Origin of the sequence: Luteibacter aegosomatissinici (assembly GCF_023078495.1) — a bacterium.
Taxonomy (GTDB): domain Bacteria; phylum Pseudomonadota; class Gammaproteobacteria; order Xanthomonadales; family Rhodanobacteraceae; genus Luteibacter; species Luteibacter aegosomatissinici.
Map to the genome: position 1 here is coordinate 2,249,611 of NZ_CP095742.1, position 18,255 is coordinate 2,267,865.

14 protein-coding genes are annotated in these 18,255 nt (G+C 65.1%); 9 read left to right on the top strand and 5 right to left on the bottom strand.

Annotated features, from left to right (window positions below; genetic code table 11):
• Positions 1 to 102: 102 nt before the first annotated feature.
• The 3 genes from L2Y97_RS10095 to tviB form a co-directional block, all read right to left on the bottom strand.
• The gene (locus L2Y97_RS10095; RefSeq protein ID WP_247436256.1) at positions 103 to 843 is read right to left on the bottom strand and encodes a 4'-phosphopantetheinyl transferase family protein; all 741 of its coding nucleotides are present in this window, start codon (positions 841 to 843) and stop codon (positions 103 to 105) included.
• A gap of 11 nt (positions 844 to 854) precedes the next feature.
• A complete protein-coding gene (locus L2Y97_RS10100) occupies positions 855 to 2,528 on the bottom strand; it encodes a GMC oxidoreductase (RefSeq protein ID WP_247436259.1) in 1,674 nt (557 codons plus the stop codon).
• 84 nt (positions 2,529 to 2,612) lie between these two features.
• Complete coding sequence (gene tviB, locus L2Y97_RS10105; RefSeq protein ID WP_247436261.1) at positions 2,613 to 3,980, bottom strand: Vi polysaccharide biosynthesis UDP-N-acetylglucosamine C-6 dehydrogenase TviB; 1,368 nt, start codon at positions 3,978 to 3,980, stop codon at positions 2,613 to 2,615.
• Positions 3,981 to 4,238: 258 nt separating this feature from the next.
• Here tviB and L2Y97_RS10110 point away from each other — a divergent pair, with 258 nt between their 5' ends.
• From L2Y97_RS10110 to L2Y97_RS10130, 5 genes are all read left to right on the top strand, one after another.
• Positions 4,239 to 4,889, top strand: coding sequence for a response regulator (locus L2Y97_RS10110; RefSeq protein WP_247436264.1), 651 nt, complete (start codon positions 4,239 to 4,241; stop codon positions 4,887 to 4,889).
• An 8-nt stretch (positions 4,890 to 4,897) separates the two neighbouring features.
• On the top strand, positions 4,898 to 7,189 hold the full coding sequence (locus tag L2Y97_RS10115) for an ATP-binding protein (protein WP_247436267.1): 2,292 nt from the start codon (positions 4,898 to 4,900) through the stop codon (positions 7,187 to 7,189).
• Positions 7,190 to 7,675: 486 nt separating this feature from the next.
• On the top strand, positions 7,676 to 9,031 hold the full coding sequence (locus L2Y97_RS10120) for a hypothetical protein (protein ID WP_247436270.1): 1,356 nt from the start codon (positions 7,676 to 7,678) through the stop codon (positions 9,029 to 9,031).
• Positions 9,001 to 9,921: an autotransporter outer membrane beta-barrel domain-containing protein gene (locus L2Y97_RS10125; protein ID WP_247436273.1), complete on the top strand. Its 921-nt coding sequence runs from the start codon at positions 9,001 to 9,003 to the stop codon at positions 9,919 to 9,921. The genes L2Y97_RS10120 and L2Y97_RS10125 overlap by 31 nt, the downstream gene beginning before the upstream one ends.
• An 87-nt stretch (positions 9,922 to 10,008) precedes the next feature.
• Positions 10,009 to 10,869 carry an aldo/keto reductase gene (locus L2Y97_RS10130; protein ID WP_247436276.1) on the top strand — a complete coding sequence of 287 codons (861 nt, stop codon included), beginning with the start codon at positions 10,009 to 10,011 and terminating at the stop codon, positions 10,867 to 10,869.
• Positions 10,870 to 11,003: 134 nt separating this feature from the next.
• Here L2Y97_RS10130 and L2Y97_RS10135 read toward each other — a convergent pair whose 3' ends face one another.
• Positions 11,004 to 12,296 (bottom strand): NAD(P)/FAD-dependent oxidoreductase, encoded by a 1,293-nt coding sequence (locus L2Y97_RS10135; RefSeq protein ID WP_247436278.1) that lies wholly within the window; start codon positions 12,294 to 12,296, stop codon positions 11,004 to 11,006.
• Positions 12,297 to 12,477: 181 nt separating this feature from the next.
• Between L2Y97_RS10135 and argS the strand changes: the two genes are divergently transcribed.
• The gene (gene argS, locus L2Y97_RS10140; RefSeq protein WP_247436281.1) at positions 12,478 to 14,223 is read left to right on the top strand and encodes an arginine--tRNA ligase; all 1,746 of its coding nucleotides are present in this window, start codon (positions 12,478 to 12,480) and stop codon (positions 14,221 to 14,223) included.
• Between the two features lie 1,010 nt (positions 14,224 to 15,233).
• Here argS and L2Y97_RS10145 read toward each other — a convergent pair.
• The gene (locus tag L2Y97_RS10145; RefSeq protein WP_247436283.1) at positions 15,234 to 15,578 is read right to left on the bottom strand and encodes a carboxymuconolactone decarboxylase family protein; all 345 of its coding nucleotides are present in this window, start codon (positions 15,576 to 15,578) and stop codon (positions 15,234 to 15,236) included.
• Between the two features lie 229 nt (positions 15,579 to 15,807).
• Between L2Y97_RS10145 and L2Y97_RS10150 the strand changes: the two genes are divergently transcribed.
• The 3 genes from L2Y97_RS10150 (at position 15,808) to L2Y97_RS10160 (ending at position 18,233) form a co-directional block, all read left to right on the top strand.
• On the top strand, positions 15,808 to 16,551 hold the full coding sequence (locus tag L2Y97_RS10150) for a cyclic nucleotide-binding domain-containing protein (RefSeq protein WP_247436286.1): 744 nt from the start codon (positions 15,808 to 15,810) through the stop codon (positions 16,549 to 16,551).
• Positions 16,552 to 16,639: 88 nt separating this feature from the next.
• Positions 16,640 to 17,245, top strand: coding sequence for an OmpW/AlkL family protein (locus L2Y97_RS10155; protein ID WP_247436289.1), 606 nt, complete (start codon positions 16,640 to 16,642; stop codon positions 17,243 to 17,245).
• A 70-nt stretch (positions 17,246 to 17,315) separates the two neighbouring features.
• Positions 17,316 to 18,233, top strand: coding sequence for an AraC family transcriptional regulator (locus tag L2Y97_RS10160; RefSeq protein WP_247436292.1), 918 nt, complete (start codon positions 17,316 to 17,318; stop codon positions 18,231 to 18,233).
• Positions 18,234 to 18,255: the final 22 nt, after the last annotated feature.

Here is an 18,255-nt window from a genome sequence, read left to right on the forward strand (position 1 = left end):
GCCTGCGTGCCGATGCGTTGAAGGCTAGGCGCGCGGGGCAGGGGTGTCGATTGCACTTACGGTTTCGCGATGGCTAGGCCGAATGGTTGTAACACCCGTGTATCACAAGGTATGCAACACCATGTCGGCGACCATGCCCGGCGTCGCCAGCGCGCCAAGCCAGAGTTCGCCCGTTTCGATGTTGCGTACGTGGCACGCGGGGTAAGGCACGGCACCCGCGGGCGGCCAGAGCAATTCGTGCGCGGGTGCGGGTGTTTTCGCCGGGTCGTTGAGCAGGCCCACGCCGAACGCCTTGAGCAGGGCTTCCTTGCGTGTCCACAGGCGGAGCAGCTCGTGCGCGCGGTCGTAGGAAGGGAGTGCTTCAATCGCCGTGATCTCCTGCGGGGTGCAGAAGGTGGGCATGAGCTCTTCCAGGTTGACCTTCAGTGGCACCGTCTCGATATCCACGCCGATGGTTTCCGCGTGGCACATGGCCAGCGCAACCATGCTGCGGCTGTGGCTGAGGCTGGTGCTGAGTGCATGGCCGTACAGCCGTGGCTGGCCTTCCGGGGTGAAGGTCAGGGGTATTTTCTTCGCGGGCATGCCAAGGCAAAGACCGATGGCGACGCGCCACGCGGCATGCGCCACCGTGTACGTGGCACGGTCGGCCTCGAACTTAAAGCGCGCGGCGCGTTCACGTTCGCGCGCATCGAGCACGGCCGCGGCGGCGGCCAGGGAATCGGTGTAGCGGTTGGCGTCGAACACCAGGACGGCCGCCTGCCGGGCGTTGAACGCACCAAAGCCGGTCTCGCGGATCGCATGTTCAAACCGTTCGATGAAATCCTGCTTCAGCCCAGCCGCCATGCCACCATCCGTCAGGTCATGCCGCTGCCCTCGCAGGCGGCCAGCAGTACACGGAGGTGTTCGGCCAGCCTGAGGCTAAGGGCAACAATCGTAAACGTCGGAAACGCCCAGCCGCTGGTGGGGAACACCGAACTGCCGGCCACGTGCAGATTATGCACGCCATGCACGGTTCCGTCCGTATCGACCACGCCGGTGGTGGGATCGGTCGACATGCGGGTGGTGCCCATGTGGTGCGCCGTGCCAAATACGTCAGGCTTGACGCTTTCGTCCACCGCCCATGGCGCCGCCTCGAACGTCCCGCCGCATGCGTGGGCGAGGGGCTCGCCCGCGAGCGAGGTCAGCGTGCGGTACGTGTACCGGTCCAGTTCGGTAAGGCGCCAGTCGATGTTCACCCGACGCAGGCCCAATGCATCCCGACTCTGGCCCAGCGTGACCCGGGAATCCCGGTTGGGCGCTTGCTCGAAGAAACCGACGAGCTCCACACGCTCGCTGTGAACGGTGGGCTTGTCGGCCACCTTCTTTGCAACCGCGCGCAGCACATCGCCAATGTGCAGCCCCAGGCTGACGGCGCTTAGCGCGAGGTTAGGCGGCACGGCTACCGCGGCGGCGGTGGGTCCGTTGGCCATGGCCGCCGAAAGGCGTGCTTCCAGCAGCGTGGCTTCATTACGGGTGGGCGGGCGCAACGCGGCACGCACGTTGCGCAGTGCGCGGATGCCCTGCGGCACCGCGCCTTCGACGGCGAACGGGTGCACGCGCCCGTTCAGTACGCGATGCCGCCGCTGCGCCGCATGGGCCAGGCCGATCTCGGGTGAGACGGGGAGGCGCACTTTACCGATGGTGCGCTCGTACGGACGCGTCAGCCGGTCAGGCGTCGTGGAATGCACGTTGCCGATGGTGCCGCGCGGATGGTCCATGAAGTAGCGGCCAACCAGGTCGCGATCATTGCCCAGGCCACAGGGCGCCACGCTATCGGAAAGCAGGAGCAGGCGCGCGTTCTCGATACCGCCCGCCGCCAGGACGAAATGCCGCGCGCGTACGTATCCGCGGCGGCCGGTGAGCGCGCCGAGGCGCGCGCGTACGACGCTGGTGCCGGAGGCATTGGCTTCCAGCTCCATCAGGTTCGCGTGCAGTACGACGGTGATATTCGGTGCCGCGCGAATCTCGTCGCGGTACGCGTCGCCGAACAGGATGGGGCTGCGTGCGAACAGCAGGTTCACCAGCGCTTCCGGGTCCAGGTCGAGCGGCTTGCGCTGTGTCGGGCCATCGAACTGGCCGGGGCCGAAGGTGTGCTCCGCATCGATCTGGCAAAACTCACGGGCCTTGGCATACCACGGCGCCAGGTCGGCATAACGTAATGGCCAGCCACTCTCGGGTACCCAATCACGTGGCTCCAGGTCCGTGTCCGCCAACGGGATGCAGCCGCCTCCCCATAGGGTGCAGCTGCCGCCGAACACGCGCATGCGTGAGTGGGCCATGTCGAACGCCGCGCCCCCATCGGCCGTGCCTTCGCACAGGGCCTGGCTCCGGTCTTCACCGGCCAGGCCGCCGCTCTCCACCAGGCAGACGCGAACAGATGTGCCGAGGAAGGCGCGCGCGATGGCGATGCCGGCCGGGCCTGCGCCAATGACGCAAAGGTCGGCCTTATAGTCGGCAGGTGCCGACCCGTCAAGGTAGTCGAGGATCACGGTGCGTTCTCCCGGGTAAGGTTCTTTAGCGTTTTTTCTTGTTGGTGCCCGGGGCGCTGTGCCGCGCCCTCTCGTGGTGGTGATTCAGAGCCGTCCATCCACCGCGTCGCGGGGGAGTACGTATTTCACGTCGTAGACCACCGACGCCGGCTTGCCGAAAGCCCGAATGCCTTCGGCCCCCATGGCCGTGAACTCGCGGTGGCCGACCGCGACCACAATGGCGTCGTAGGTGCCTGGGCGTGGTGCCTCTACCGGGGCTATGCCGTATTCGTGGATCGCTTCGTCGGCGCGTACCCAGGGGTCATGCACATCCACCGTGACGCCATAAGCGTGCAGGGCGGCGACGATATCGACCACGCGGGTGTTGCGCAGGTCAGGGCAGTTTTCCTTGAACGCCAGGCCCAGCATCAACACCCGCGCACACACCGGGTTAATGCCCTTGCGCACCATGAGGCGTACCAGTTCGCTGGCGATATACGGCCCCATGCTGTCGTTGGTGCGGCGGCCGGCCAGGATCACATCCGGGTGGTGGCCTACCTGTTGGGCCTTATGTGTCAGGTAATACGGATCGACGCTGATGCAATGGCCGCCGACCAGGCCAGGCCGGAAGGGAAGGAAATTCCATTTGGTCCCGGCGGCTTCCAGGACTTCCAGCGTATCGATGCCCAGTTTATTGAACAGGATCGCCAGGTCATTGACGAGGGCGATATTCAGATCGCGCTGGGTGTTTTCGATCACTTTCGCGGCTTCTGCCACTTTAAGCGAACTGGCGCGGTGCGTGCCCGCCGTAATCACGGATCGATAAAGGGCGTCGACAAATTCGGCGGCTTCCGGTGTCGAACCTGACGTAACTTTGAGAATTCCCGTAACGCGATGCGTTTTATCACCGGGATTAATCCGCTCGGGACTGTAGCCGGCAAAGAAATCCTGATTGAACGTGAGCCCGGATTCGCGTTCGAGAATGGGAACGCATATCTCTTCGGTGCAACCCGGATATACGGTCGATTCGTATATGACGACATCGCCGCGTTTGAGAACTTTGCCCAAAGTCTCACTGGCCCGCATCAGCGGCGTGAGGTCCGGGCGGCGGGCATCGTCGATCGGCGTGGGTACCGTGACGATGTACACATCGCATTCGGCCAGGTCGTGCATACCCGATGAGAAGCGCAGGCGCTTCGCATCGGCAAGTTCATGCGCATCCACTTCCAGGGTGGCATCGTGCCCGGAACGCAGCTCAGTGATCCGCCGGGAATTGATGTCGAATCCGAGGGTTGCGTATTTCTTGCCGAATTCCACGGCCAGCGGCAGGCCGACGTAGCCCAGGCCGACAATGCCCACGCGGACCGTGTCGAGGGAATGCGCGACGAAGGCCGAGGGCGTGGCATAAGGGCGCGTAGCGCTCCCTGGCTCATGTGCGGCATCGTCGCCCGCTTGGCGGCTTTCGGTATCCATGCTCGCGTGCACCCCTGGCCTGGCTATGAGAAGCCCGGAAACCCGGGCGGCCAAAGCGTATCAATGCGCCACGTAGTTCTCTGTATGGCTTACGGGGTCCAACGAATGGCCGATGCCGCGGGGCTGAACGAAAGCCCATGTCTGTGCGCAACCGCCCATGAAAACGGCGTTTACAAGCGCTGGAGTGCGCGATATGGTTCCGCCCGCCAACCCGTGGGTGGTCAGGCATATGTCCAGTTGCAGAGATCCCGTCCACTAATGTCCTCGCGAACCTATATCGGGTCCGTACGCGTGGCCTTGCTGGACGACCACGCACTCGTCCTGAAGGGGCTTGTCGCGCACCTCAAGACCTACCCCTCGCTTGTCGTTGTCGGCAGCTCACCCAATAGCCAGCAGTTTCGGACCTTGCTGGCCCATATGCCGGCCGATGTCGCCTTGATCGATTACTCCCTCTCACCCGATGATCCGGATGGCCTCAGCCTGGTGCGTTCGCTACGCGCGGCGTTCCCCCGGATGAAGCTGGTAGTGGTGTCGGCGTATGAGGACGGGCCGCTGGTGCGGCGTGTGCTTGGCGCGGGCGCGCACGGCTTCGTATTCAAGAGCCAGGACCCCGATGAAGTCGTGCGCGCCATCGATGCCGCAATGACCGGGCGGACGTACGTGCCGCCAGGGTTGCAGGGTGCACTGGAAGCCGGTGACGAGCCGAAGTTATCACCCAGGGAAAACGAGGTGATTCGTTGCCTTCTCGATGGCATGACGGTCACGCAGATCGCTACGAAGTTCGGGCGAAGCCTGAAAACCATTAGCGCGCAGAAATCCTCCGCGTATCGCAAGCTTGGCATCGATAACGACGTGCAGTTGTTCAGCATGCGCGAGCATGTGATTGCCACGGGTGGTGGGCAGGAGTGAGGCGCTGGTTGAATGCAGCAGTGGCGGCGTTCCTGGCATGGAGTCCGTTCGCCGCAGCAGCCGTAAGCGACGAGGCGGCGCTGAAGCAGTGGGTGGCCGCGCACCCCGTCGTACGGATCGCCATCGATGACCAGCAGGGCGGGCGGCTGGGTGGCAATACCTCGAACCCGCTGGTGACCCAGTACCTCGCCCTCGCGGAAAAGAAAACCGGCCTGCGTTTCGTGGTGGTGCACACCGGTTCCTGGGAGGCGTCGGTAAAGGCGTTCCGTGAGCACCAGGTTGACCTGTTGCCGTCGCTGACAGATCGGCTGGTGAGTGACCTGGGAGGCGACGCGGTGTTGTCGCGGCCGTTCTACGTGGGCCGCACGTTGCTCATCACCCGCACAGTGGGCCCATCGCACGCGACGCTCGCCGATTTCGATGGCCGCACCATCGCCTATAAGGGCGGCGGCGAGTACGACAGCTGGCTGCGCCGCGAGCATCCGGCCTTGCACCGCCTGCCGCTCGCCGATGTGCACCAGGTGCTGGCGGCGGTGGAAAGTGGCATCGCGGACCTGGCGGTAGGTGTGGATGTCACCTATCACCCCATCGTGCGTCGCGATTATGCGTTGAGCCTTCGCGTGGCCGGGGACGTGCCTGATATGCCGGTCACCGTGCGCGTCGCCGTGCACAAGGATTCGGCCGAGCTTCTGCAACTTATCGACGATAGCCTCGGCCGTATCAGCGTGGATGAAAACGAGGCGGTGATCGAGCGCTGGCTGGAAACGGCTTACCTGCGCGCGCCGACGGTGGCGCATATAGTCTCGGTGTACCGCGTGGAAATCGGCCTGGGCATCGCGCTGGTGCTCGTGCTCATCTTTGCGCTGTGGCAGATGCGCCGGGCCCAGCTGGCCTCACGGCGTGGTGAACAACAGAAGACCCTGCTGCTGGCGGTGATGAGCCATGAAGTGCGTAACGCGGTGAATGCGGTGGTGTCGTCGATCGACCTGATGGCGCGCAGCCCGATGGAGCCGGCCCAGCGTGACCTTATGGCGATCGCTCAATCGAGCTCACGCAACCTGCAAGGCCTGCTGCGGAGCGCGCTTGATTACACACGTACCGAAACCGAGGGCTTCACCCCTGACCTTGCATCCTGCGATGCCCTGGCCGTGGCCCGGGATGCGATGCAGGCCCAGGCGGCGGAGGTGGAGAAGAAAGGGCTGGCCATGCGCCTGGACCTGCCCATGGGGCCCATGCCATGGCTGTTGCTCGATGAGCTGCGCCTGCGCCAGGTGCTTGAGAACCTGCTCTCCAATGCAGTGAAGTTCACGGAAAAAGGCCATGTCGGCGTCGCGCTGTGGCAAGCGGTGGGCGCGGACGATACCCGCCGGTTGTTCCTTGAGGTGTTCGATACCGGGGTCGGTATCCCCCGGGAAAGGCAGCGCGAGCTGTTTCGCCCTTTCGCGCAGGCACACGGCGCGCGCTCGCGGCGGCTGGGTGGTACCGGCCTGGGCCTTGGCATCTGCCGGGAGATCGTGGGGCACCTGGGTGGGCGCTTCGTACTCAGGAGTGATGAGGGGGTCGGTACCTCGGTGCGTGTGGAACTGCCGACCAGCCTGGTGCCCGCGGCACCCGTGGCTGAGCCGGCACCTGCGGCCGATCCGCCGCCTTCGGGCGGTACGGTGCTTTTAGTGGAAGACCATCCGGCCAATCGCCAGATCATCGCCGCGCAGTTGCGTTTTCTTGGCTTCGATACATTCGCAGCGGATCACGGCCAGGCCGCCATCGATGCGTTCGAGCCGGGCCGTTTTGCCGCGGTGCTGCTCGACTGCGAGTTGCCCGACATGCAGGGCTATGACATCGCCGCGGAGTTGCGGGCCCATGAGGCACGAACAGGGGGCGCGCGTACGCCGTTCGTCGCTATTTCGGCAAACCAGGGGGAGGATCACGCCCGCCGTTGCCGCGACAGCGGCATTGACGTGGTCATGGGTAAGCCGCTTTCGCTCGACCGGCTGCGCGACGTGCTCTCGCCGCCGGCTCGCGATGATGATGTCTTCGCGGTGTTTCGAGCCGAGGGGGTGCGCGACCTGGACGCCGCGCTCGTGGCGGCAAGCCAGGGCGACATGGCGGCCGCTCGGCTGTCGATACATCGCCTGCACGGGGCCGCGCTGGTATTACGCCTTGAAAGCCTGGAGGTGGCGATTACCCGGGTCGATGCGGCGTTATCGGCGGATGCGGCCGTGCTGAAGGACGCGGCGCAGTGGCTACGCCACGCCCTCTCGCAGGTAGGCTTCACGTCAACTTCACCAGGCGATCGGTAATCGGCTCACCGACGGCATGATCGTCACCCTGCCACGGGCCGGACACCCTGGCGTGGGCTGTAACACTTGGCGACAGGGAATGTCGTGGCAATTTCGTGCACGCACTTTTAGGACCACGCCCAATGGCGGCGTGGCGGCGGGGCTGCTGGAATAACCGGCATCCCATTTCAACGCCGTCCGTCCTCCGGGTCGCTCCTGGCGGTCGCGCGCATCCCTCGTCCAAGGAAAACGCCATCATGAGCCCCATTCAGCCGCGCTGCGGCCGCCGCGCCGTTTTGTGTCGTGCGATTGCCCTTTCGCTCGCCGCATCTACGTTTGCCTCGAACGCTCGTACCCTGAATCCGGGTGAGCAGTACACCATTCACGCCGCCGATCCAGCGGAAACCTGGACCGTAAGCAGCAACGGAGCGCTGACACTTTCCCCGGGCGCGCGCACTGGCCATTAGCCTCACCACGTCCACGTTGAACGCCACGAATGCGTCCATCGTGACGACCGGCGGTACCCGCAACGATATGGCGCTGGTCGTAGCCAACGGATCCACTGCCACCCTGCAGGGCGGGGAGATTCGCTCCGCCGTGGGTACCGGCCTGGGGGTGATTGGTATGGGCGGTGTCGAGGGGGCGGACCGGCCCGCAACGGTTTCCCTCGCGGGCACTGCAGTATCCGGCGCATATCGGGGGGCAACCGTTGGCGGCGGTGGAACGCTAACGACGTCCGGCGCACAGATCGCGGGCACCGGCTCGGCCAGCACCGGGATCGAGATCGATAAAGGAGTGGCGAACCTGCGTGACGGAACGCAGGTATCCGGCGTTGCAAACGGCGTACTGATGTTCGGTGACGGTCGCGGTGGCGACGTGCCCGATCAGGGGCGTTTCCTGATTGTCGATGGCTCATCGGTGCAAGGACTGACGCAGGCAGCTGTAGCGGTGCGTTACGGGCTTGCTCCGTACGCCACGGCCAACATTTCCGTGGTCAACGGTGGCCAGCTCATCGGCGGCAACGGCGTCGCCGTCGATGTGGGCGCGCGAATGCATGCGGCTATTGGCGTGAACAATAGCCGTGTGGTGGGCGATATTGTGGCGGCCGACCTGGGCACCGCGGATGTGACGCTTGGCGGCAACGGTACGCTGGTGGGCAAGGTCAATGGCGGCCAAATTGGCATGGGCATCGATACATTGGGTGCCTGGCAGGTCACGGGTGATTCGACGGTCTCATCGCTGCGGCTGGATGGCGATGTGCTGTTCGCGGCGCCCTCGGCCACAACCTACAAACAACTCAATGTGTCGGGTGACCTGAGTGGCCAGGGCGGTCGCATTACCATCAACACCCTGCTTAATGAAGGTGGCGCAGCGGGCCAGGCCACCGATCGGCTGTTGATCCACGGGAACGTCACGACGACCGGCACGACGCTGATTTCGGTCGCACCGACCGGCGAAGGCGCGCTCACGGATCGCAACCGCAATGGCGTGGTCGACAATAACGAAGGTATCTCCCTTATCCAGGTGGCCGGCACGTCGCGTCGCGATGCGTTTGCGCTGGCGGGTGGCTACGTGGCTTCCGGTCCCTGGCAATACACACTCCATGCCTTCGGTCCGGGCGAGGTCGATCCCGCGCAAAGCCAGTTGGGGGCCAGCGGCTTCCAGTGGGATTACCGCCTTGGGAACCATATGTCTCGGATTGCGGTGATGACTGCCACCCTGTTGATCCAGGTAACCCTGTTGATCCTGTCGACCCCGTGCAGCCAGGTGAGCCTGGGCCCGTGGATCGTGTCGCCGTGGTGCCCCAGCTCCCATCGTACATGCTGGCCCCGATGGCCTTGCAGAACTATGGCAACGCGCTGAACGATGGCCTGCACCAGCGCCTTGGTGAAATCCGCGACAGCGCTTACGGCGCCGACGTGGGCGGCGAAGTGTTTGCTCGTGTCATCAGCAGCCAGCTGAGCTACACACGCAACCTGTCGTTCCAGCGTTACGGGTACGACTTCGACCAACAGATCAACGCGCTGCAGGTGGGCGGTGGCATCGTGGCGGTAGATACCGACCAGGGCTCGATTCGTGCGGGGTGGGCACTGGATCACGGCACGACACGCGTGACACCGAGTGCGGCCGATGGCAACAGCCGGGCCAAGTATTTTGCCAATGGTGGCAACGTGTGGGTTACCTACCAGCATGGCAACGGCTTGTGGGTGGATGGTGTGCTCGGGGTGAACCGTTTCCACGGCGATGTGAGCACTGACTTGCGCGGCGAGGACGTGGGCAAGCTGCATGCCCAGGGCTGGACCATGTCGGTGGAGGTCGGCAAGCCGTTGCCGCTGGGCGGCGACTGGACGGTGGAGCCGCAGTTCCAGTTCCGCGCGCAACAGCTGAACTTCCGCGATTTCCGTGACAAGGATGGCCTGGATATCCGCCTGGGCAACAGCGTGCAAACCACCTCGCGGCTGGGTATCCAGATCGGCCGTACCGCCAATCCGATATTGGCCCCCTACGGCCGCCTGGATCTGATCCACACCAGTAACGGCAATCCTTCACTGGATGCCTCCAGCGAGGCGTGGAACGTCGGAGATACGTTCCAGACCGGGAAGGCGGGTAATTCGTACCGTGTGGCGGCGGGCTTTACCAGCCAGCCCACCGATCATTGGCAGTTCTACGCCGAAGGCACGTGGCAGCACCACGTGGGCGCCTATGGACTAAGAGGCTGGTCGGCCAACGCCGGGGTGCGCTTCACGTTCTGATCGAATGTTTTTTCGCCCGCTTTAAACAAGACACGGCGTACCCATGTCGGTGGAGTTGATTCCCTTCCACACCCATGGAGTCCATCGATGGCAAGCATCAACGCAGCGGCAAGCGGTACGTTCAAGATTGGCGGCGACCTCGAGGTGAATCGCCTCGGGTTCGGCGCCATGCGTATTACTGGCGACGGGATATGGGGAGAGCCCAAGGACCGTAACAAGGCCCTGGCGGTACTTAAGAAGTTGCCTGAGGTTGGGGTCAATTTCATCGATACGGCAGATAGTTACGGGCCCTATGTGAGTGAAGACCTCATTCGAGAGGCGCTGCATCCGTACAAGGGCATGGTGGTGGCCACCAAGTCGGGCCTCACGCGCCACGGCCCGAATATCTGGGCGCCGCTGGGCCGGCCCGAGTACCTGCGCCAGGGCGTACTGATGAGCCTGCGCCGGCTCAAGGTGGAGCGCATCGACCTGTGGCAGCTGCACCGCGTGGATGAGAAGGTGCCGGCCGATGAGCAATTCGACGTGATCAAGCAGATGCAGAAGGAGGGCTTGATCCGCCATGCGGGCCTGTCCGAAGTCAGTGTCGAGCAGATCGAAGCCGCGCAGAAGTTCTTCAAGGTCGCCACCGTGCAGAACCTCTACAACCTGGGCAACCGCCAGAGCGAGGCTGTGCTCGATTACTGCGACAAGCACAATATCGGCTTCATCCCGTGGTTCCCGCTGGCCGCGGGTGAGCTGGCGAAGGAAGGCTCGGTGCTGTCGAAGATCGCGCAGAAGCTTGGGGCGACGAATGGCCAGGTGGCTATTGCGTGGCTGCTCGAGCGTTCGAAGGTGATGCTGCCGATCCCGGGCACGGGTGACCCGGAGCACCTCGAGGAAAACGTGAAGGGTGCTTCGCTGAAGCTATCGAAGGACGACTTCGAGGCCTTGGAACACGCCGTCAAATAAGCACCGCGCCCTTGTAGGAGCCCACCCTGTGGGCGATATCTTCTCGCATCGAGGCGACAGGCCCTGCGGCGTGATCGCAAAAGATGTCGCCCACAGGGTGGGCTCCTACATCGGGCGTGGTGTCGTTCGCCGCGTCAGTGGAGTTTGACGGGCGGGTAGGTCGTACGACGCAACCGGTCAGCAATCCATAGCGCCGTCGCACGCCCGTACCCGTGCAATGTCACCCGGTGCATCTGTTCCAGCGAGACGTAGAGCATCTTCGCCAGCCAGCCACGTAGCGGTAGCACCGAACGCCCCGGCGGCACCGTGGGTACTTCGCCCGCCGCCTGGCGCACGCCCAGGGACACCAGCGTGCCCTTCGCGTGATATTTGAACGGGGTTACGGTGCGCCCCTCCATGAGTTGCGGCAGCGCTTTAGCCAGCCAGGTCGCCTGCTGGTGTGCGGCCTGGGCCGTCGGTGGCACGACCGTGCCTTCCGGGCTGAAGGCCGCATACGCGCAATCGCCGATCGCGTAGATATCGCGCACGCCCTTCGCCGCCAGGTTTGCATCGACCACGATGCGGCGGTCACGCGATAGCTCGAACGGACCGAGCCCGGTCACGAAGTCGTGCCCGACCACGCCCGCAGCCCATACCTGGATATCGCACGGGATGTGCGAGCCATCGGTGAGGGTAAACGAACCATCCTGCACCGACTTCACGCCCACGCCCACGCGTACGTTCACGCCCATGCGTTCGAGAATCCGCTGCGCCCATGCCGAGGTGCGTGGATCGACGGCGGGCAACACCCGTGGCGCCATGTCCATCAGGGTGATTTCCAGCTTGGTCGCCGGCGAAAGCCCGCCATACCGGTGCATGTCGTTGAACGCGTGGTGTAACTCCGCAGCGAGCTCCACGCCCGTGGCGCCCGCCCCAACAATGCCGATACGGATCTTGAAGGCGGGATCGCCCGCCGTGCGCAGGGCCAGTGCCAGGATGCGCCGGCGCAGGCGCACGGCCTGCGTGGGGCTATCCAGCATGTCGCAGTATTCGAGCACGCCGGGCGTGCCGAAGTCGTTCACGCGGCTGCCGAAGGCCAGCACCAGGGTGTCGTAGGAAAGTTTGCGTGCGGGGAGGATCAACTCTTCGGTGCCGGGCAGGTGTACTTCGGCCAGGTCGATCTGCTTCGCCTCCACATCCACGTGCCGGATGGCGCCCGGTTCATAGCGGTAACCGTGCACCGTGCCGTGGGCAAGGAAGGGCACGGCCTCCTCGCCATCGCCGAGCAGCCCGGCGGCGAGTTCGTGCAGCCGTGGTTTCCAGAAGTGGCTGGGGTCCCGGTCCACCAGCGCCACGTCGCAGGCATCGCGCCTGCCCAGCCGGGTCGCCAGTTCCACACCGGCGGCACCGCCACCGACGATCACTACCCGATGCCTGCTTGTTGTCATGGAAGGGTTTCCTGATCGTAATAACTGACCCAGAGCATAAAAGGAAAGCTGTCGGTTGCTTGCGAAGCCTCTACCTTTCCTGTACATCCATGCCATGCCGTTACGCCTTCTCCGACGACGAACCTGAGCCCCGTGCCCTTGGCGCGCAAGCGCTGCCGTCTGTCGTTCGCATGGAGATCGCATGTCCCTGTCCTTAATGTCGCAGGTGGACCAGGCCCTCGCCCTGGTCTTCCAGAACCTTTCGTTGCCCGTGGATCTGGCTCATGTGGAGCCCTCCGCGCGGCCGGAGCTCGGTGACCTGCAATGCAACGCGGCGCTGGCCGCCGGCAAGCGGGTTGGCAAGCCGCCGCGTGCCATCGGTGAGGCCATTGCCTCGGCGCTCCGCCCCGATGCCCGTTTCGCCACCGTGGAGGTGGCCGGGCCCGGCTTCGTCAACCTGCGCTTGTCGGATGCCTTCCTGGCGGACGTCGCCGCCGCCACGCTGGCTGATCCGCGGCTGGGTGTGGCCGACGAAGGGCAGGGCGCGCTGGTGGTGCTCGATTTTGGTGGCCCCAACGTGGCCAAGCCGCTGCACGTTGGCCACCTGCGCTCGCTGGTGCTCGGCGAAAGCCTGCGTCGCATCCTTGGCGCATTAGGATGGCGGACCCATGGCGATGCACACCTGGGTGACTGGGGCCTGCAGATGGGCATGCTCAGCGCGGCCATTCGCCGGCAAGAGCCCGGCCTGCCGTACTTCACGGGCCCGGGCCCGTATCCCGCCGAGGCGCCGGTCACGCTCGACGAGTTGGAGCGGCTGTATCCCGAAGCTGCCGCCGCGAGCCGCGACGACCCGGCGCGCATGGCGGAGGCGCGCGCGGACACGGCTGCGCTGCAGGCAGGCGATTCGGGCCTCATGGCCCTGTGGCGCAACCTGCGCAAGCTGAGTGTCGATGCGCAGGTTCAGGACTTCGCGCTGCTGGGTGTGCACTTCGACGCCCTGGACGGCGAGAGCGATGTGCGCGACGCCGTGGCGCCGCTCGTGGCTGATTTCCGGACGCGCGGCGTGGCGCGCGAAAGCGACGGCGCGTTGGTCGTGGACGTGGCGTTGCCGGGCGATGCGCACGATGTGCCACCGCTGTTGCTGGCCAAGAGCGACGGCGCCGCGCTGTACGCCACGACGGACCTGGCCACGCTGCAGGCGCGCGCGGCCATGCCGGGCCTGGCGAAGGTGGTCTACGTGGTGGACCAGCGCCAGGCGTTGCATTTCGAGCAGGTGTTCCGTGCCGCGCGGCGCGGCGGCATCGCCGTGGGCGTTGACCTGGTTCATGCAGGCTTCGGCACGGTGAACGGGAAGGATGGCAAGCCGTTCAAGACCCGCCAGGGCGGTGTAGCGCGCTTACGCGATCTGCTGGATGAGGCGGTGGAGCGGGCGCGTGAGCGGGTGGACGCCTCCGACCGCGTGGAGGCTGGTGAGCGCGAAGCGCTCGCACGGATGATCGGCATTGCCGCGGTGAAGTTCGCTGATTTGTCTGGCGACCGGTTGTCGGGCTACATGTTCGATGCCGAGCGGCTGGTGGCGTTCGAGGGTAAGACGGGGCCTTACTTGCAGTATGCGGTGGTGCGGATGCGTTCGGTGCTGGAGAAGGCGCATGCAACGCCCGTAGGCGTGCCGTATGCCGTGCAACCGGCGGAGCGTGAGCTGGTGCTGGCGTGCCTGGCGTTTGGCGATAAGGTGAGCGAGGCGGCCCATTTGCTTCAGCCTGGCGTGCTGGCAGGCTGGGCGTACGACATCGCACAACGTTTCAGCCGCTTCTACGACCGCTGCCCGATCCTGCGCGAGCCCGACGATGCCGTGCGCTCGCACCGGCTTGGCATCTGCAAGCTAACGCTGGCAGTACTGGAGCGTGCGCTGTCACTGCTGGGTATCGATGTGCCCCCGCATATGTAGGAGCGCGCTTGCGCGCGATTCCCGCTGACGAAAGCCCGGCGAGATGCCGGGTTTTTCGTTTGTGCCTCAACAACAGCCTCGCCTTCGGCCTCGCGCTGGTTAAGCGGTTCATTCGCTGGCGCGAATGCGTGTTCTTAGCGGCTTCGCCGCCTCGTGCTTGAGGGCTTAAGGCCGAGAGCCGCCGGTGCCCACCCTCGCTGCTCAGACAGGTCCTCCGCGTTCGGTGCGGAATGCCGCTGCGCGGCATGGTTTACGTATATGGCCTACGGCCGCTCTCTTGTGCGGAACTCGCCTCGAGGGTGGGCACCGACGGCTCTTTTGACCCATGAGGTTGGGTGGGTGGAGAGCCGGTGCGTTGTCTGCGGGGAGATCGGTGCGTTCGGGCATGCATGGGCGGACAGCTGCTTCGTCTGCGGACAGGCGCGGCCGTGCGGTGCGTATCGGCAAAGGCGGTGTTGTGGCGACGTTTTCGAGTTGTCGCGCAGTGATGCGTTATGGCGTCACCGCTGCGTAGGTTGATCGCGTGCAAGCACGCTCCTACACGAGCCGTGCGTGTTCATTCATTAATTCGTGGCACATCTTGTAGGAGGCCACCCTGTGGGCGACATCTCATCGCCAAGCGCGCACGTCCTGCGGCAGTATCGCGAAAGCTGTCGGCCACAGGGTGGCCTCCTACAAGGGCATGGCCACACAAGATACGAGCTCGCCCCCATGAAGCCTCATGGGTGAAGAGAGTCGTCGGTGCCCACCCTCGAGGCGAGTTCCGCACAAGAGAGCGGCCGTAGGCCAATTAGGTACATATGCGCCGGAGGCGCACTCCGGTACGAACGCGGAGGACCTGTCTGAGCAGCGAGGGTGGGCACCGGCGGCTCTTCGCCTCAAAACCTCAAGAGCGAGGCGGCAGATGCCGCTAGAAACATGCATTCGCGAAAGCGAATGAACCGGTTCCACAGCGCGAGGCCGAAGGCGAGCCCAGTCGATAACAACATCGACCGGGCTCAACAGCGCGCTCATGCCTTCGGGCTATAAGCCTCAACCGCATCCATCACACGTGCCGAGTAAACCAGCGCCGCGCCCGCATTCAACGCGATCGCCACACCCAGCGCTTCGCTGATCTCTTCACGCGTCGCGCCCGCCTTAAGCGCCGCATCGGTGTGCACCGTAATACAACCATCACAACGCGACGTCACCGCCACCGCCAGCGAAATCAGCTCACGCGTCTTCGCACCCAGGTGGCCTTCCTTCGCATTCGCCGCCGAAAGCGTCTGGTAGCCCTTCACCGTATCCGGGCTCAGCTTGCCAATCTCGCCAATGCGGCCCATGAGCTCTTTCTTATAACCAACCCAGTCAAGCATGTCCGTGACTCCATCAAGACGGCGGCGCGGAATGCGCTGCCCATGCACACATAGTGGCACTGCCCCGTGCGCCGCTGAATGCTCAAATGACGCGTGTTTTGGCGGATTCGTCTCACCCGTGCGTTTTCGGCCGAAGGCAGGACAGAACGCCGCACCCGGCTGACATTCGACGGTGGCCGTCCGCACCGCTGGTACGGTCGCGCAATCTTGACTCGGAGAGGGAATTCTCATGAACCAGCCGACCACCACGGCGGCACGACTGGGCTGCTCGGATTGCGGCCTGCATGCCATCTGCCTGCCCGAAGGCATCGACGAAGGCGGCCTTGCCCGGCTCGATCGGCTCACCCGCCAGCGCAGCACCTACCAGCGCGGTGATGTCGTGTTTCGCCAGGGCAAGCCGTTCGATGCGCTCTACGTCGTGCGTTCCGGCGCCGTGCGCGTTGCGATCGGTGATGCCGACGGCGGCCAGCAGGTGCTTGGCTTCCGCCTGCCTGGCGAAATCCTGGGTATCGATGCGCTGTTGGAGGATACCCACCGCACCGACGCCCTCGCGCTTGAACGCACGACCGTCTGCGAGGTGCCGTTCGCGCGGCTGGAAGACCTGTTCCTGCAGTTGCCCGGGCTGCAGCGGAAGATGATGCGCGAACTCGGCCGCGAGGTTGCCAGCGCGCAGCAGCACGTGCAGGCGCTGGGCCGCCAGCAGGCGCTCGAGCGCGTGGCGATGTTCCTCTGCGGGTTGCTCGAGCGCTACGACAGGTTGTCGCGCCCGACCGACTGCCTGCGCCTGCCGATGGGCCGTAGTGACATCGCCTGCTACCTCGGTCTGGCGGTGGAAACCGTGAGCCGGGCGTTGGGGCGCATGGAAGAGCACGGTGTGCTCTCGGCCAGCGGCCGCCACCTGCGCATCCATCGACGCGATTTGCTGGAGACCCTGTGCGTCGCCGACGGTGGAAGCGACCGCAGAAGGAACTGACTAAAGTCAGGATTGCGGGGGCCTGCGGTTCCTACCCTTGTGCATGCCGGCCCCGATGGCTGGCACTTAGCCCACAAGGAGTCACCCCGTGCTTCAGCTCAAGACCCTAGCCGCCGCCCTGATATTTGCCGCGCCGATCGCGGCCCAGGCGGCGGATACCCCCTGGACCCTGCATTTCGGCGCCCATGTCGTCGATCCCAAGTCGGATACCGGCCAGCTCGCCGGCATGTCGTCGAGTATCAGCAAGAGCACCCGGCCCACGTTCAGCGTCGAGTACCGTTTCGCGCCGGGTTGGACCGCCGAGCTGCTTGCCGCGCTGCCGTTCCGGCACGAAGTGCGCCTGGATGGCACGCGCGCGGTCAGCGTGAAGCAGCTGCCGCCCACGCTGGGCGTGAACTACCACTTCATGGAAGGCCACACGATTTCGCCGTTCATCGGTGCCGGCGTGAACTACACATGGTTCTTCGACAAGAAGGGCCGCAACGCCCTGGATGGCACCCGGGTGCAGTTGCAGAACAGCTGGGGTGCCGCCGGCCATGTCGGCGTGGATATCCGCCTCGATGAGCGCTGGCTGTTCACCGTGGATGCCCGTTACATGGATATCGACACCAAGGTGAAGGTGAACGGCGCGCGTGTCGGCACGGCCCATGTGGATCCCTGGGTGTACGGCGTGAGCTTCGGCTATCGGCTCTGATCGAAACGCGGGCTTGTCCGCGGCGTGCCGCGTGCCGATACTCGCGGCACCTTCCGTGCCTGATCGAACCATGGACGCACTGACCCGGATCCTGGAACTTGCCCGCGTGCGCGGCGCACTCGACCTGCGTTGCCAGCTGGCGGGCGGCTTCAGCCTGGATCACGAGGACGCGGGGCCGGGGGAGGCCCCGTTTCACCTTGTGCTGGCCGGGGAAGGCGTCATGGAGCTCCCGGGCCGGCGCACGCTGGCCTTGCGCGCTGGCGATCTGGTGGTACTGCCGCATGGCACCAGCCACCGGATCCGCGATACACATGGTGTGAAGCAGGAAGCGCCGGTGTCCCTGGACACCTCCGGCCCGCTCACGATCAAGCGCACGGCCGGCGAGGGCCAGGTGCTGGACCTGCTTTGCGGCCGCTTCGTGCACGCGCCGGACGCGGGGCAGCTCTTGTTCGCGAGCCTGCCTGACGTGGTGCAGGCGTCACTGGCGGATCGCCACGGGCTGCCGACGCTCGAGGCGATCGTCAGCGTGTTCCGTGACGAAGTGGGCACCCTGGCGCCGGGCGCGCTCGCCGTGGTCACGGCGCTGAGCCAGGCGTTGCTCGTGTTTGCCTTGCGCGCGCAGATGGAAGGCAACCTCATGCCGCCGTCGCTGCTGACCCTCCTGGCTGATCCGCGGCTCGGTCGCGCCATGCTGGCCATGTTGCGTGAACCCGCGAAGGAGTGGACCGTCGAATCCCTCGCCGCGCAGTCGGCGATGTCACGCGCCACCTTCGCCCGCCACTTCGAAGCGAAAGGCAAGCAATCGCCGCACGAAGTGCTCACCCTGCTGCGCATGCATCTGGCCGCCGAACTGCTACGCCGTGGCGAACTCACCGCCGCCGCCGTCGCCGAGCGCGTGGGCTATCGCTCCGAATCCGCCTTCGGCAAAACCTTCCTGCGCGTGATGGGCGCGACGCCGGCACGCTTCCGCCGCGATAGCGCCCCCTGATCACGGTTTCTTGTCGGGGCGC

Coding starts and splice junctions, on each gene's coding strand:
- L2Y97_RS10095 (WP_247436256.1), bottom strand. CDS start 843: ATGGCGGCTGGGCTGAAGCAGGATTTCATCGAACGGTTTGAACATGCG.
- tviB (WP_247436261.1), bottom strand. CDS start 3,980: ATGGATACCGAAAGCCGCCAAGCGGGCGACGATGCCGCACATGAGCCA.
- L2Y97_RS10110 (WP_247436264.1), top strand. CDS start 4,239: ATGTCCTCGCGAACCTATATCGGGTCCGTACGCGTGGCCTTGCTGGAC.
- L2Y97_RS10125 (WP_247436273.1), top strand. CDS start 9,001: ATGGCCTTGCAGAACTATGGCAACGCGCTGAACGATGGCCTGCACCAG.
- L2Y97_RS10130 (WP_247436276.1), top strand. CDS start 10,009: ATGGCAAGCATCAACGCAGCGGCAAGCGGTACGTTCAAGATTGGCGGC.
- L2Y97_RS10135 (WP_247436278.1), bottom strand. CDS start 12,296: ATGACAACAAGCAGGCATCGGGTAGTGATCGTCGGTGGCGGTGCCGCC.
- argS (WP_247436281.1), top strand. CDS start 12,478: ATGTCCCTGTCCTTAATGTCGCAGGTGGACCAGGCCCTCGCCCTGGTC.
- L2Y97_RS10145 (WP_247436283.1), bottom strand. CDS start 15,578: ATGCTTGACTGGGTTGGTTATAAGAAAGAGCTCATGGGCCGCATTGGC.
- L2Y97_RS10150 (WP_247436286.1), top strand. CDS start 15,808: ATGAACCAGCCGACCACCACGGCGGCACGACTGGGCTGCTCGGATTGC.
- L2Y97_RS10160 (WP_247436292.1), top strand. CDS start 17,316: ATGGACGCACTGACCCGGATCCTGGAACTTGCCCGCGTGCGCGGCGCA.